The sequence below is a fragment of the Paenibacillus sp. CH40 genome (assembly GCF_024213605.1).
GTDB classification, from domain to species: Bacteria; Bacillota; Bacilli; order Paenibacillales; family Paenibacillaceae; genus Paenibacillus; species Paenibacillus polymyxa_B.
In genome coordinates this window covers 1,436,458-1,452,848 of record NZ_JANAVQ010000001.1, presented here as the reverse complement: position 1 = coordinate 1,452,848, position 16,391 = coordinate 1,436,458, and the positions used below count along the sequence as shown (strand labels likewise).

The following is a 16,391-nucleotide window of genomic DNA, read 5'->3' as shown; positions in this document are numbered from 1 at the left end:
CGTTTACTTCAGATAGGCTCCCGTTTCTCCAATTCCACCTCTGCCATTCAATACATATACTCTTGCATTTCCTTTGCCGGAGCATGTCAGGGTAATCTTGCCATCAGTAACGGTTTTGGAATCACCGGTCACCGCATCCACATAGGTTCCGTTCGGAATTCCGGTAAACGTGGCGTTTCCTGAAATCGTGACCAATGCAAAGCTGTCAATGCCTTTGGCACTGTCGGTATATCTTCTCTTAAACGCCAGATTGCCCGATACATTCTCTGTGGAATACTGGCCTTTTTGCAAGGCGGGTACAGCTCTTCTGATTAAATTAAGCTGTCTGATATGTTTCGCCAGAGGATGGTTGAGCGATTCCGCAAGTGTGCCGGTAGCATTTGTGTATTTGCCGTAATCTTGTACCGTAACATTGCCTTCCATGTGATCGCCGAAATATGCCCGTCCTGTTTTGCTTAGCGGTGCGTTTGGACCTGTATCAATGGTTGCCCCTTTTTGAAACTCGATTTCGGAGCCATAGAAGATAGCGGGTATTCCGCGGAAGGTGAACATCAGATCGAGATTCTCGGCCCAAGTGTCCTGTGTGCCCGCAAATCTTTGATTTTCTGGAGCCTGGTCGGGCGCATAGTCATGCGAGTCGACATAGGTTACATTCCAGGTAGCATCATTATAGTATTGATCGCCACCTTTCATACTGAATGCTTCCTGTGCAGTCTTGAATGCCCAATGCATTGGAAAATCAATCACATCCATGCCCGATTTCATCGAATAGTCAGGCGTATGATAGGTATTTCCGTTTAAGAAAGCATTGTTCGAGGTTGGCTGTCCTGCTGTAGTAGAGTTGTCCGCCCACTCTTGTTCAACTGACGCTTTATTGGAGGCGTAGTCATTCTTTCCATCGCCCGGATACGATTTTGAGCTTTTCCAAGTATAGAATGGCGTCGAGATCGCTGGAATTCCACTGTTCCAGACATCTCTGTAACGAGTGGCTACTTCTCCAAAAATATAGAAATCCGAGCCGCCTCTTGTCTTCCAGGCAGGAATATAGTATTTATTGAAAATATACCGGCTCACATGCTTCACCGTATCGACACGGAAAGCGTCAACACCCATGTCTATGTAGTGATTGTAGGTATCAATTAAATATTTGTTAACTGCAGGGTTTTCCGTGTTCAAATCCACGCAATCGCCCGCTATCTGACCGGTTTGAACAGTATAGGATTCCCAGGAGAGACTTTTCTCTGTATGGTAAATGTTATTGTTCGTCCCCTCTGACTTCATTAAGGCGAGCCTTGCCTGATACTGCTGATCGGGTGTCATGGAATCATAGTTTGGCGGCAACTTATCCGTAGTCTTCACCAAGTTGTTAGCGGTATCGGGTTTAGCTGGATCTTTCTTGAACATGGGATACAGATTCTCTTCACCGAAATTACCCGTATGATTGACGACGATGTCCTGAATAACCTTCAGCCCTTTGGCATGGGCCGCATTGATCAAATCCTGATAAGAAGCTCCCGCCGATTCATACCGTGGGTCTACTTTGGCAAAATTTAAAGCATGGTAACCATGGTAATCATAACCGCTGGCATTTTGCACAACAGGTGTAATCCAGATGGCGCTGAATCCGAGGGCTTTGATATAATCGAGCTTTTGAATCAACCCCTTAAAGTCCCCTCTCCAAGCTGGGTCCGACTCTGGATTGCGCGCCTTTCCATCATCCCATGCGTGCACGTTATTGCTCGAATCACCGTCATAGAACCGGGAAGTAATCACGAAGTAAATAGTATCTTCCCGAAAATCCCCCTTAGTTCCAATATTATAAACAAAGCTCTGTTTAGTTTGATTACCAGCACCGTCTATAACGAGAAATTTTAATGTCGTGGTCTTAGAGATAAGAATAGACGGTCCAGTCAATCCGGCCAGCGCGTTGCCGAGGATATAGACTTTTGAGCTTGTGGTTGGTTCTGTACCATCCTCCGTATAGTATGCCTTGGTCGTTGCCGCCTTGTTATCTTTCAGGTTAAAGGATACAGTCACTGAGGAATCGGAATGCCCTGCAGGCAAATTCGCTGTGATTGTCGGAGCTTGCAGATCTGCATTTAGGTCAATCACATAAGCGAAAGAGGACGGATTTCCAGTTTGACCGATTGAGTTGACACCGAAGGCCTTAATGGTCAAAGAGGAAGCAACTTGGATTGGAGAGGTATACAAGGTCGAGGATGTCGTAGGTGTCGAACCGTCTATCGTATAGTAAATCTTATCGTCACTGTTGGTGCTGGAAAGCGTCACCGTTTGGGACGAATCATAAGTTTTGGGTACAGGAGAGGCGGAAATCGCCGGAATTTCAGGCATTTCCGGGCTGGCATCATACCATGTGTTATCTGTGTAATACCAGCCCTCTTTCACACTGCGGGACAAGTCGGCCGTCTGTTTGCCGCTACTGTCATTGAAGATGAGACTTGAGCCTGTCGCCTCGGCAATGGTGTAACTGTACCAGTTGTTTCCATCCGGCTTCATCAGGATTCCCGGCCACGCCCCGCTTATCGGAACGGTTGTCGGATTCAGATTCCAGTAATGGATTCGAATCGCTGAATTCCAGCTTGAAGGTTTCTTAAAGTGAACCGTTAACCCAGTTTGAGTTGATTTAGGTGTTGTGGTAGGTGCATACGTTGCGGTTACGGTAGACGTGATAGAAGCGGTTGTCGATGGAAAGGCAGTTGCTGTGGAATTCGTGTAGGTGGATGTATAATCGGTGTTACTGGCCGAAGCTACGCCGGGTAAACCGAAGAAGTTGAAGCAAAGTGATAAAATAATCAACCAAGAAATAAAACTCCTAGTTTTTTTCCTTAGCAAGTTAACAACCTCCTGATAATATTTAGTAGGGAAGATAATGCAAACGGTTGCATTAAAAGTAAAAAAAAGAAAGACATTTATTTTGATAAAATGGATTCATTGATCGCCTCCTCCACGGTATATATGGAAAATAATCATTGTACGCGCTTACAAAAGAAACTATGAGAAAAGCCCATTAACACAGGGCTCTATATCAATGATTTTTTCCTTTTATGATTATATCATCCATACTTTTACTGGTCAATGCATTGCTAGGGACATATTTTCAAGGTTTTAAGGGTTTATATTTTAGTACTAAAAAGGGGATGATTCCTTCAATGTAATAGCATAGCGAGAACTTAATCCACATATTCGAAGAGTTTTTGCAAGAAGCTAGTCAGTGAATGGCTAAAAACAGTGAAAAGATGGATTTTCAGAGAAAAGCGTATGTTTAAACGAAGAATGTGGAGTGAACGGATCAAGGAGCAGATGGGGAAGCCGTTAGAAATTTATCTTTAATATAAGCATTGACAAATTGTTAAATGAATAAAACCATGTCTCTGAGTACAATTATGTGCAAACGATTGCCCCTTTGAAAACGTATACATCTTGTTTTTTTACCCTCTTTTATTTACTCCTCATCTCTCAAGAGAGGTTGGTTGTATAATAAAATTAAAAAGGAGAGTTTAGTATGAGGAGGAAGGCAAGCCCCATCTTGAGACGTATCTGGAGTATCATTCTCTTTGTCGCATTGTTGTTGCAAACGATTGGCTTTAATCCCGAAGCACAGGCGAATGCCGATGTTCGGCAGTTAGACGGTTCGGATGCGAAGCTATCGGCTGTCGCAAACTACGGACTCCCGGAAAGGACGAAGGATGGTCTTATTTTTCATGCGTGGAACCTTTAATACGCTGTAGCTAGATTGCAACAACGTGCAATCTTGAATTTTTTTACAAACAGGAAAAATTCACTGTATTTTCAAAAAAACCGAAAATCATTTAAAATTCGTGCTTAACCAGCCTGAGAAAGTTTTTTATATTATTTTGTGCTGCTATCCTTCCACTGAGAAAGCTAGGACAGAATCAGGATTTTGAGGCTTCTTTAAGGATGTTATTACATAAGATCGGATCTTAATGCAACCTTAATGCTGTAGGCAAATTCGTAATACGGTACTGATTTTGCTCATGATATACTAAGGATTGAGAGAGAATATAACAGCGGGTGGGCACAGGATGACATTATGGCAACGCTGAGAAAAAAATAGAAAAACATCATCTCAAACAAAGTTTATTCAAACACATATCGGAGTTGGTTACCGTATGCTTCAGGTTGGAAATGATGGCTAGGTAACAATACCATTATGTAATTAGAGATCATGCTCTTATGGAGCATGGTCTCTTTATTTTTCATCTGCCATCTAAATCTTAAGATGATCTTTATACCTATATGAAAACCCTAATCCTAAACTAATGGTGAAAATGTTACGCTGAACTCAGAAGCAAGAGGATAAGGAGGTTTAGTATGTGAGATGGGCACTACCTTGTTTGTCTGTTTCATCGGCTAAGCTGTCAACTGAGTGATAGGGAAAGAGGCATGGGGAATGAATGAAATTTTAACAATTGCGGGTCTGATCTCAATTGTGCTGCCGGTGCTGTATTCCGTAAAAAAAATATATGATTTTACCGATTTGCAGAAGGTGACACGGAAGGATATCGATATCTATGAGAACTAAGATGTCTATAAAGCAGTTCAGAAGTTTGCTCTCGGTACACCCGTCGATGAGATCAGAGAAATCCTGACAAACAGCTATGAGTTAGACGAAAACCAGGTTGAAGAGACAATGCTTTTGGCACTTCCTCATCGGAACGATACCGATGGTGGATATCTTGCCTTTATCAAGGCTGTAAATCGGGTGCTGGGACAAGAGGTACAGCTAAACCTCAGAAAGAAGGAAAAATATGAATCGTCAGGCCGCGTTACTGGTGTTTGCTCCCAATCTGGCCGGAGAACACTTTTATTGAAATCGATATTAAGTGCCGACAAAGGAGTTCAGCAAGTATATATATTTGAAGAACAACGGAGGGAGCCTTTTTTTGTATACAGAAAATCTAAGTAGAATGACAGACACTGGAAAGACAAGAACAGGTAGAGCCGAAAACAGAAGAAAACACATAAAGACAAGAAAAACCTTGGAATGATGTCGCTTCTTTTTTTGGTTCGTGATGAACGGAAGGACTACAATAAGCAATTAAACACGACAAATCGATGTCTGCAAAGATGAAGAGAGAATAAGCTCTATGAATTCCATGAAAGCGTTTGACATATTTGAATATCAATCTATAATTATGAACAGAATTGGACCTCACAGAGATGGAAGTATCCTGATTTTTTCAATATGAAAGGGATTGAGATGTCACCAATTTTCAAATAGGTCGCTGCCTATGAGGAACACGATAATTGATAGAGCTGTTGTTCATAAACAGCAAGCTCCATAACCAGGGGCTTGCTGTTTCATTTACCTAAGGAGAATGGGTCGGAATGACACTTAAAAAAAGAATCTTTCTATTGTTTTTTCTCAGTGCATTTATCCCCTTTATTAGTATATTTGTAATTTCTTACTATACCATTGATTCCATTTTTGCGAATAAAATCAATGATGGAATTCGGAGCAATCTACAGCAGGTAACTTCATCACTGGAGAATTCAATTAACAACCTGAATCATGTTACTCAGCAATTGTCATATAGAGGTACATTAGGTAAGAAACTGGATGAAGTCTTGAAGCCTTCCTCCAATATATTTGAATTGATTGAGGCTAGAGATGAATTAAAGAATGAGTTAAATGTCGTAACGTTTACTAATCCGAATATAGGTCTGACCTTATACTATTTCCAGAAAGAAGGCACTACACAGTTCGCTAACTTTCCCATCAAAGATCGTTTTTCCCCCGAGTCTTTGCCTGTGCTATTCAAATCATATGGCATTGCATACTATGGTCCCCATATCAGTATGAACCGATTTGATGATCAGCTCGTTTTATCTGCTATGCGAAAGGTACAACTGCCTCAAAGGGACGATGTATATATTTACGTCGAATCCGGCTTTCGTCTTACACAGGATATACTGGATTACAATCAATACAAAGGAGCTTTATCGCATTTGATCCTGAATGGTGAGGGCAACATTGTTTACAGTGAAATTCCAGAAGCGATGAAGGTCGGGGAGAATTTCTCCAGCTTATCGAAAGGTACTACAAAAGATGGAATATCCCGTGATTACCATTGGTTTAAGGAGGACGCCTCTCAGAATTGGAGCGTTATATCGGTAATTTCGCAGGCTAAGTATCAACAGGAGAAAAACCAGTGGCTGCTTCAAATATTACTAGTCGCTTTATTTTTTTTCGGATTTACTGTATTTCTTGCTTGGCTTCTGTGGAAGACCGTCTACAAACCACTCGGTCTATTCCATTCGGAAATTAACGGAATGTCTCAGAATCCACAAAAGGCAGGCAGCCAGATCCGCACTCAAATTCCCGAGTTTGACTTTCTGCTGGGGGAATTCGCAAATATGCAGCATCAAATCGGCGACCTGTTCAAGGAAGTGCAGCAGAAAGAGAAGATCCGTGCAGATTTGGAAGTGGAAAAATTGTTATATCAGATCAATCCTCACTTTCTGATGAATACGCTGGATACTGTGCACTGGTTGGCCGTTATGCACGGACAAGGGGAGATTGACAAGTTGGTGCAATCCTTGAACAAGTTGTTGTATTACAATTTGGGTAAATTAGGGCAAGTATCCACGATGGAAGAGGAAATTGATGCGCTAAGACAGTACCTAATCCTGCAACAAATTCGATATGACTTTGAATTTGACGTGCGTATTTCAGCGGAAGATCAAGTGCTACAAATACCTGTGCCTCGTTTTATTCTGCAACCGTTGGTTGAAAATTCACTTTATCATGGACTGAGTGACGAAGGTTTTATTCAAATTGAGGTTACACTCGCCAAAACGCTGAATATTTTAATACAGGATAATGGTGCAGGTATGACCGAGGAAGCGATTCAAAGACTTCTGAACAATCGTATAGCTGAACATAAAAAAGTAGGGATGGGCATCGGACTCAATTATGTCCACCGCATGTTGAGGGCACAGTACGGAGATCAAGCACAACTGGTGATCGAAAGTGAATTGGGTACAGGGACAAGTATACTGCTCATACTTCCTATCAAAGGAGAAGATGTCTGAGGATGATTAAGGTGTTGATTGTGGATGACGATAAATTGGTACGAAAAGGAATAAGCTCCGCGATGCCGTGGAACGAGTTCAATATGGAGGTTGTAGGAGAAGCAAGTAACGGGTTGAAAGCACTGGATTTTCTGAAATCCCAACCGGTCGATCTGATGTTGACGGATCTCGCGATGCCGGTAATGTCAGGTATTGAATTGATGCGAGCTGCCAGGCAGCTCTATCCAGAACTACATATTGTCGTATTAACACTGCATCAAGATTTCGATTATATCCAGGAAGCGCTCAGGCTGGGAGCCATCGATTATATAGCCAAAGTTCAGCTCGAGAAGGAGCAATTCGAACACGTGCTGCATCGAATACATACCCGGATTGACGAGCTGGCGAATACAAGACGAAAGCTGCCGCTGCTAAGTGAGACCAATGTCCTTTATCGCCATGTGTATGCACTTATTTCACTGGATCGCAAGTCAGGACAGAACTGGCCGATTGAACTGACATCCAATGCAGATGAGATCCGTTGGGAGGTTGAACGGAACAGCTGGATGTGGACGGCACCCATGGACGTAGAGGATCAGCTGTTCCATAAACTGAAGGAATACCTGGATCAAGTTCCCCAAGGCGCCTTGCTGGTTCTGTCCGATGTACAAGAGCGAACATGGTTGCAAATCCAAAACTGGATTATGAACTATACAGAAACGTCCTTATTCTATGCATACAATCCTTATGATCCTGTCATTTCCGTTTCGATGAATGTGGAGGACTCATTTCCAATAGAACCGCAGGATGAAGACATGGATCGTATTAAGCAAAGTTGGTTCCTATCACCATGGACCCACAATGACAGTTACTACAACCAACTGATTGAACAGTTCAAATCACTAAGACTGCATAAAGGCCAGCTGATGGGTTTGCTATACTCTATAGTTATGGAATGGAATCACCTTTTTGCTCAGACCACGCTGGGTAGAATCTCAATGATCCATTCTTTTCAATCCTGGTACGAGGTAGAAGATTGGATCAAGCAGACCTCTGTGGGCATTCGTAAGGCAGATGAACAGACTTCGTATTCACAAGAAATTGTAGACGCCGTGAAAAAAGCGATTATGATCATGCAAAATGATTTGGACCAAGCTTTTACAGCTTCAGGTCTGTCCCAACAACTGAACATCAGCCGAAGCTATTTCAGTCAATGCTTCAAGGATTTGATGGGGAAAACCTTTAATGAGTACTCCCGATTTATACGAATAGAGAAGTCTAAAGAGTATTTATTGAATACAACCAACACGATTTTCTGGATTGCGGAGCGAGTGGGTTATACGGATGAAAAATATTTCAGCCGAATTTTTCGCGAATTGACAGGTTTGCTGCCAAGCGAATATCGACAGCTCGGCAGAGGGGATAAATAGCGTATTCTCCCAGATGAGTCAATAATCCGGGCGAAAGAAGGGAAAGCGATGATTAAGAAGATGGCTGCGTGTGTTCTTGTCGTCAGCTTAATTACAGGGACAGTATATTTCAGCAGCCCATACTTCCGGGAATCACCAACGGGATCAACGAAAACAATCTCGGACACTGCTACTGCCGATCCATTGGGGAAATATGAACATCCCGTTTCCATCCGGCTGGGATATGTGGTAGACCCAACAGGCGCGGATCTATCCGGAGGAGAAACACTTGAGAAGAATATGTGGAAAACGATGATTAAACAAAACCTTAACATTGATGTCCAGGTATTATGGCAGGTGTCGAAGGAAAATCTGGGTCAGAAAATCGATCTGGCTATCGCCAGCAATGATCTGCCGGATGCCATGATTGTAAATCAGGTGCAGCTGAACGAGATGATCAAGGCTGGAGAAATTGAAGATCTAACCGAGGCATACAATAGCAGCGTATCACCGGAAATAAAAAAAATTATCGATAGCACAAACGGATTGGCTATGGAACAAGTGACCTTCGATGGCAAGATGATGGCTGTTCCTTCTGTGACAGCGGAAGACTTCAGCATGCTCTGGATTCGACAGGATTGGCTGGATCGTCTTGGACTGAAGCCGCCGAAAACGGTCGATGACCTGGAAGCTATCGCCAAGGCCTTTGTGGAGAATGACCCGGATGGAAACAGTAAGCGGGATACGATTGGCCTTGCTTCAAGCACTGGACTGTATAACGATTTCAACAACAGTGCTTTTGCTTTTGATCTAACGCCGATCTTCGCAGCATATGGATCTTTCCCGGGATATTGGCTGAGCAAAGATGGAAAACCTGTATACGGTTCGGTTCTACCGGAAACGAAGGACGCCTTGGTCAAGCTGCGTGAAATGTACGCCAAAGGCCTTCTCGATCCAGAAATGGGCATCCGCAAAGAAGCGGAGGAAACGGTCATTAACGGTCAGGCGGGGATGTTCTTTCAAGGTTTCTATGCTGGGTACTGGCCCCTTCCGAGCGCTTGGCAGAACGAGCCGAAGGCGAACTGGCAAGCATACGCACTCCCGCTGGATGCAAACGGAGCATACCATGTGAAGGTGGATAATCCGTCAAGTTCATTCTTGGTGGTGCGAAAAGGATATGCTCATCCCGAAGCGATCATTAAAATTAACAATCTGTACCTTCGTGATGAGTTCAAGTACGGTACGCGTTTTATGCTGAGCCGCAATTTCTTTGCTCCGGCAGATGAGGCAAGATATGAATCGAAGGCCGCGCAGGATATTCTGATGGGAACCAAAACACCCGCCGATTTCAAGGGCAAGTCTGAATACAAATTACTGGAAAACTTGGTTTCGACGATAAAACAAACCAAATTGAAGCCTTATGATCAACATGGTATTTCCTATTGGAATAAACACAGCGACAGCTTTATGCGGAGTTATTCGCTTCTTGTAGGTGGGAGAAATTTCTTCGATCAAAACATCCATAAAGTTCGAAGCCTTACCTATATACGAACTCCAACGATGGAGAAGGCTTGGGGTGAACTATCGAAACTGGAACATGATACATTTTTGAAAATTATTTTAGGCGCTGAACCAATCGATTCATTTGATCAATTTGTCGAGGAATGGAAGGAACAAGGGGGCGATCAAGTGACTGTGGAGGTGACCGCAGCCCATAATCATCGCTGAAGACCATCATGAATGTGATACGATAAATTCTACACGACACTTTTATAAATCCATTAATCAAGCCGACAGATTCCTGTTTCAGGAGCTGCCGGTTTTTTTGTTCTTCACTTTGATTAGTAAGTAAGGATAGACAAATGTATGTCGGTAGGTAGGATAAATGCTTACAAGCCAACTATGGCTTCATGATCCCGAATGAAACCGTATACATTTCTCTATCCAAACAGACGTTCAATCCCTATCTCGATTTGTCTTCTCCGAGTCTTATAATGAAAGCGCAAACAACAACGATAGAGAAATATTCAGAACGAAGGGGAATCGAATGTGATGAGAACTAAATGGTTCATAAAAAGAAACATGTTGACTAGACGTCTGGCCGTGCTGTCGATGTCTGCCCTGATGATTTCAACCCTTGCAGCCTGTGGGGGTTCCTCCAAACCTCCCACTGCGGAGGAAGCGGGCAAGTATGAGACAACACCGGGAGACTCATTCAGTGCCTATAAAGACGAAATAACCGTAACGATGGGTCGTGTGACTACAGCCAACCCGAAACTGCCGGCTGGAGATACGTATGAGAACAACGCGTATACTCGGCTGGTCAAAGAAACGTTTAACGCTCAGATTAAAGACCAATTTGAAGCCAACGGAGAAGATTACAGCCGTCAGGTTTCTCTCGCCATCGCCTCTGGGGAACTGCCTGACATGATGCGTGTCGATTCCAAGGATGAACTCAAAGAACTGGTTGATAATGATCTGATTGAAGATATGACGGAAATTTACAAACAGTATGCCACAGATAACATCAAGAACATTTACGAATCTTATGAGGGCCGTGCATTAGATAATGCGACGATAGATGGACGTTTAATGGGACTTCCGGCTACTTCCCTAGATTCCGCGCCAACCATGGTCTGGGTTCGTCAGGATTGGCTGGATTTACTGGGTATCCAACTTGACGCAGACGGAGACGGGGCCATCAAGCTGGATGATGTGGAGAAAACGGCCGAGGAATTCCTAAAAAGAGATCCTGGCCAATCCGGGAAACCGGTAGGTATTCCCTTTGTGAACACCCTGAATACAAGTGACTATAATGGTTCCGCCTATACCATGCTGGGAGTTGCCTCCACCAAGGGTGCATTCCCTCAATACTGGATGAAGGGAAAGGATGGCAGCATTGTTTATGGCTCGACAACAAAGGAAACCAAGCAGATGTTAGGCGTCATGGCAGATTGGTTCAAGAGAGGCATCATCGACCCGCAATTTGGAACACGCACATTTGATGATATTACGGCACTATACACCAACGGCCAAAGCGGTATTGCTTTTGGACCATGGCATATTCCCGACTGGGGTTTGAGCAGCGTGAAGCAGATGGATAAGAATGCGAAATTCACGGCTTACACTTTGGAGGATGCAGACGGAAAGGTACACGTGGCACACGCCAATCCAGCCAATCAGTTTATCGTTGTGAGAAAAGGATATGAACACCCGGAACTCGCCGTTAAAATAGTAAACCTTTTCTACGATAAACTGGCAAATGATAAAAATGTGGAAACATCTATGCCAGAAGCCGCCAAGTATCAAGAGAACGGCGTAGACGGTTCTACCAGACCTTTTAATATTGAAGTCAACTCGGCTACCTCGCTGCTGGATGATTACTCTGACGTTGTTCGCGGGATTAAAGGGGAGATTAGTCTGGATCAGGTCCGGACAACAGAATCAAAGAACAATATTGAAAGTATCCAAACCTACTTGAGCGATATGGATACGGATAACGTAACAGCCTGGTCGAAATATCACTCGCGTATCAACGGAGTGGGACTCATCGACAAACTGACACAGGAAAACAAATTCGTTTGGATGACACCCGCTTTCTCTGGAACTACACCAAGCATGAAACAGACATGGGCTAATCTGACCAAGATGGAGCAGGAATCTTTCATCAAAATCGTGACTGGTGCAGAATCTCTGGATTACTTCGATACTTTCGTTAGCAATTGGAAGAAACAAGGCGGTGACCAGGTAATTCAGGAAATTAAAGACGAGGCCGCATCCGATAAATAAATAATCATGAACTGCTAGAAGGGCTGCGATACGCAGCCTTTCTTTAGGAAAGGGGTCCATCCATGAAACAGGGAAATGATAAAGCAAAAGGTCGGTTGGACACGGGTGCCATGTATCATCTGATGATGCTTCCGGGAATTTTATTTTTGCTGGTATTCAGCTATGTTCCGATGGTCGGTGTCATTACGGCGTTTCAGGATTATATACCAGCCAAGGGGATGTTTGGCTCCGAATTTGTAGGGCTGAAGCATTTTATTTATATGTTTAAGCTGCCAGACATCGCACAGGTTTTTAGTAATACGTTGGTGATTGCCATTGCCAAGATTCTATTGGGAACCATGATGGCTATCATTTTTTCCATTTTGTTAAATGAGATCCGCATCAAATTCGTTAAAAAATCCGTTCAGACAATTGTTTATCTGCCACACTTTCTATCCTGGGTAGTTCTAGCGTCCGTGGTTGTTAACATGTTCAGTTTGGATGGAATTGTGAATCAAATTTTGGCTTTCTTCGGTCTGGAGAATATTAATTTTCTCGGCAGCAACACCTGGTTCCAGCCGCTGATTATTGGGACAGACGTGTGGAAGGAGTTCGGTTACAGTTCCATCGTCTATTTGGCTGCAATTACTTCGATTGATCCGGGTCTGTACGAAGCGGCAGGAATGGATGGAGCCAGCTGGTGGAGAAAAGTATGGCATATTACGTTGCCAGGTATGCTGCCTATTATCCTGCTCATGGGAGTGATGAGTCTGACCAATATTTTGAGTGCCGGCTTCGATCAAATTTATAATCTGTATAATCCGGTTGTCTATGAGTCGGGAGATATTCTGGATACTTATGTATATCGGATTGGGCTCGTTGGGCGACAGTATAGCTTCGGTACGGCTGTTGGCCTGTTCAAGTCAGTGATCGGTATTGTTTTGCTATTGTCCGCCAACCATTTGGCCAAAAAATACACCGACCGAAAAATATTCTAAGGAGGCACTGCCTATGTCATATTCTGTAAGCCTAAAAGATCGAATTAGCCGGTTTGTCATCAATGCCATCGTCATATTGCTGGCATTGATCTGCCTTCTTCCGTTATGGAATATCGTTGCGATTTCATTTAGCAGCAGCGAGGCCGTGTCAGCTAATGCTGTAGGTCTCGTACCGGTCAATTTTACAACAGCAGCGTATACGAAAATTATTGATGATGCTCAGTTCTGGCGTTCCTTTGGCATTTCTGTTCTACGTGTTGTGCTCACACTTCTTCTCAACATGATTCTTATTATTTTAATGGCATACCCGCTCTCCAAGTCGAAAAGGGAATTTAGGGGCAGAAACGTTTATATGAATGTCATGATTTTTGCCATGCTGTTCAGCGGCGGGATGATCCCGAGTTATCTACTGATTAAAAACCTCGATATGCTTAATACAATTTGGTCGCTTGTTCTACCGGGAGCTGTCCCTATATTTAGTGTCATCCTTGTCATGAACTTCTTCTCTGCTGTACCTAAGGCGCTAGAAGAAGCAGCATTCATCGATGGGGCGAATCCGCTCCAGGTCCTGTTCAAAGTGTATGTTCCCGTGTCCATCCCTGCGCTGGCGACGGTAGCACTATTCAGTATCGTGGGAACGTGGAATGATTTCTTCAGCGGTTTGATCTATATGACCCAAGTCAGCAATTATCCGCTAATGACTTATATTCAGTCTCTTAACGTGGATATTGCGGAACTTCTTCAATCCGGCACCAACTCAGCACAACTCAGCAACCTGACTGAAATTTCAAACAAAAATCTAAATGCGGCTAAAATCGTAGTCGCTGTCATCCCGCTGCTGCTGATTTATCCGCTGCTTCAAAAATATTTTGTGACTGGAATTGTTGTAGGATCGGTAAAAGAGTAATTGTATGCTGTTATATCCACGGAGCATTCAAGATAGTAATGTTGACTTCCTATACTCAAGGCAGTTCTTGATTTTTAGCATTATCGTACTTACTTGCCACTTCTCGAATAGGCTGTATAGACGCCAAAAGATCTGTAAAAGAGCCTAAATGGGGAAGTGATTTGATGCCATTATCCGATGAAAATGCAACAGAACCGGAAACGATTTCACTTACTGAAGACTTGATGCATGAACACGGTGTATTAAATCGAATCCTTCTCATTCGAGAGGCAGTACTATCCAACTTTTCGTTGGTAAATTCACTTCGACAAGGCGGATATATTCTCTATGCGAGGCATGCAGAAGCAACGGAGGGAATAGATCAGCCATACCTTAACTTCCAGAATTGTTCTACCCAAAGGAATCTTTCCGAAGAAGGTAGAAGACAGGCTATAATCTACGGGGAATTATTACGCAGCTTACGCATTCCCCTTGAACTTCCAATTAGCGCTGGCCCTTTTTGCAGAACCCAGGAAACGGCTGCTTTAGCTTTCGGATGGGAGAATGTTCAAGTAAATCCTTTTTGGTATCAAATTTATCGATTGAGCGGCGATTTGAACCCGATAGAACAGGAATGGATATTAAGTTCCCTCAAATCAATTTTGGAAATCCAACCGTCCCCTGGGAGTAATACGGTCATTATCGCCCATAGTTTCCCAAAGGAAATTGGTTTAGGCGAAATTCCAGACATGGGAACTATCGTTGTAAAGCCTTATGGAGTAGGAAAAGGCTATGAAGTGGTTACACAAGTATCTTTAGAGGAGTTAAATATTAAGAACTTCTAGAGATAAAAATAGCCGGTTTTCACCACATTAAGGGTGTAAGCGATTGGCAGGGCAGTTTATGGGTAATTATTTAAACTGCTGAAGAGCCGTGGTTGAAGTAGAAGTGAATTAATCTAATAACAAAAAAGTCGAGCAGGGAGTAATTTATTTCCTATGCTCGACTTTTTATGCCTTGCTTGAAATTCGTATGCGGGATTGACTATGTCATCGCATATACAGCACAGAATGCTGGAGACATGTTTTTCACGTTTAACCATGTTAAAATAATAGAATAATTGGAGACTTGGCATGGAGAGAAGGCAGGTTGAATCAATGAAACCAAAACTTAACGATGTTGCACAATTAGCTGGAGTTTCACCGACTACGGTTTCTCGCGTACTTAATAATCGTGGCTATATCAGTCAAGAAACGAAGGATCAAGTTCATAAAGCGATGCAGGAACTGAATTATTTACCAAATGATGTGGCTCGGTCATTATTTAGTAAACGAACAAATCTAATTGGATTAATCATTCCAACTACAAGCAACCCATTTTTCGGAGAGCTGACTTTTCATATAGAGAATATTTCTGCGTCATTAGGCTATAAGCTGTTGCTTTGTAACAGTTTGAATCAGCTGGATAAAGAAGAATCTTATGTGGATATGCTTATGCGAAATCAAGTTGACGGTATTATCGTTGGTACACACAACCGAGGTATCGTAAATTATGAACAGAAGAATATTGCCGTCATTGCGATCGATCACTTTCTATCCGATTCAATCCCAGTTGTAGGATCGGATAATTATTTGGGTGGAAAACTGGCGTCAGAACTGCTTATTGAAAAGGGATGCAAGCATATCTTACACATCAATGGCCCTGTTGAATTGGAAACACCGGCAAGCTTAAGAAGAAAAGCATATGAAGATGTGATGGAGCAGTATGGTCGAAAGGCAATTACCTATGAAGTACATGATCCCTTCCACCAACAGAATCACGATGAACCGATTAAACGCTTGCTCGATGAACATCCTGAAGTAGATGGATTGTTTGCGAGTAATGACTTGGTGGCTGCGTCTTTTATTGCTAAAGCAAGAAGTAGAGGAAAACGTGTTCCTGAAGATATTCGCGTAATTGGATATGACGGAACAGAAACAACCCGCAATCTTCTCCCTGAATTAACGACAATTCAGCAACCAATACAGGAGATCGCGAGATCTTCTATAGAGTTACTTATTAAAGAAATTGAAGGTGGATTCAGTGATGTCCCGCGAGAAACCTATCTACCAGTGAAACTTATTGAAGCTAGTACAGCTTAATACAATTTCCATAGTTTCAGCATTGTGATATAAGGTGGAGCTATCCTTATTAGAGTAATTGAAATCAAAGAGGAAGCTCTTTTCCTTTTAGAAATATGTCAAGCGGTTGACATATGAAAGCGGTTGACATATA

At 42.9% G+C, this 16,391-nt stretch carries 11 protein-coding genes; 10 read left to right on the top strand and 1 reads right to left on the bottom strand.

What is annotated here, in order from left to right:
- Positions 1 to 3: 3 nt before the first annotated feature.
- Positions 4 to 2,853, bottom strand: a complete 2,850-nt coding sequence (locus tag NLX73_RS06340) for an alpha-amylase family glycosyl hydrolase (RefSeq protein ID WP_254325659.1) — start codon at positions 2,851 to 2,853, stop codon at positions 4 to 6.
- Between the two features lie 670 nt (positions 2,854 to 3,523).
- Between NLX73_RS06340 and NLX73_RS06335 the strand changes: the two genes are divergently transcribed.
- The 10 genes from NLX73_RS06335 to NLX73_RS06295 all read left to right on the top strand — a co-directional run bounded on the left by NLX73_RS06335 (position 3,524) and on the right by NLX73_RS06295 (position 16,258).
- Entirely contained in the window at positions 3,524 to 3,739 is a 216-nt protein-coding gene (locus NLX73_RS06335; protein ID WP_254325658.1) for a hypothetical protein, read from the top strand.
- Between the two features lie 693 nt (positions 3,740 to 4,432).
- Complete coding sequence (locus tag NLX73_RS24935) at positions 4,433 to 4,564, top strand: hypothetical protein (protein ID WP_302055267.1); 132 nt, start codon at positions 4,433 to 4,435, stop codon at positions 4,562 to 4,564.
- A gap of 806 nt (positions 4,565 to 5,370) precedes the next feature.
- A complete protein-coding gene (locus tag NLX73_RS06330; protein ID WP_254325657.1) occupies positions 5,371 to 7,077 on the top strand; it encodes a sensor histidine kinase in 1,707 nt (568 codons plus the stop codon).
- A gap of 2 nt (positions 7,078 to 7,079) precedes the next feature.
- The gene (locus NLX73_RS06325; protein ID WP_254325656.1) at positions 7,080 to 8,486 is read left to right on the top strand and encodes a response regulator transcription factor; all 1,407 of its coding nucleotides are present in this window, start codon (positions 7,080 to 7,082) and stop codon (positions 8,484 to 8,486) included.
- A gap of 48 nt (positions 8,487 to 8,534) precedes the next feature.
- Positions 8,535 to 10,193, top strand: coding sequence for an extracellular solute-binding protein (locus NLX73_RS06320; protein ID WP_254325655.1), 1,659 nt, complete (start codon positions 8,535 to 8,537; stop codon positions 10,191 to 10,193).
- Between the two features lie 324 nt (positions 10,194 to 10,517).
- Positions 10,518 to 12,254: a type 2 periplasmic-binding domain-containing protein gene (locus NLX73_RS06315; protein WP_254325707.1), complete on the top strand. Its 1,737-nt coding sequence runs from the start codon at positions 10,518 to 10,520 to the stop codon at positions 12,252 to 12,254.
- Positions 12,255 to 12,316: 62 nt separating this feature from the next.
- Positions 12,317 to 13,231: an ABC transporter permease gene (locus NLX73_RS06310; protein WP_254325654.1), complete on the top strand. Its 915-nt coding sequence runs from the start codon at positions 12,317 to 12,319 to the stop codon at positions 13,229 to 13,231.
- A gap of 13 nt (positions 13,232 to 13,244) precedes the next feature.
- Positions 13,245 to 14,138 carry a carbohydrate ABC transporter permease gene (locus NLX73_RS06305; RefSeq protein WP_250261334.1) on the top strand — a complete coding sequence of 298 codons (894 nt, stop codon included), beginning with the start codon at positions 13,245 to 13,247 and terminating at the stop codon, positions 14,136 to 14,138.
- Positions 14,139 to 14,302: 164 nt separating this feature from the next.
- Complete coding sequence (locus NLX73_RS06300) at positions 14,303 to 14,962, top strand: histidine phosphatase family protein (RefSeq protein WP_254325653.1); 660 nt, start codon at positions 14,303 to 14,305, stop codon at positions 14,960 to 14,962.
- 312 nt (positions 14,963 to 15,274) lie between these two features.
- Positions 15,275 to 16,258, top strand: a complete 984-nt coding sequence (locus tag NLX73_RS06295) for a LacI family DNA-binding transcriptional regulator (RefSeq protein ID WP_061828412.1) — start codon at positions 15,275 to 15,277, stop codon at positions 16,256 to 16,258.
- Positions 16,259 to 16,391 lie beyond the last annotated feature (133 nt).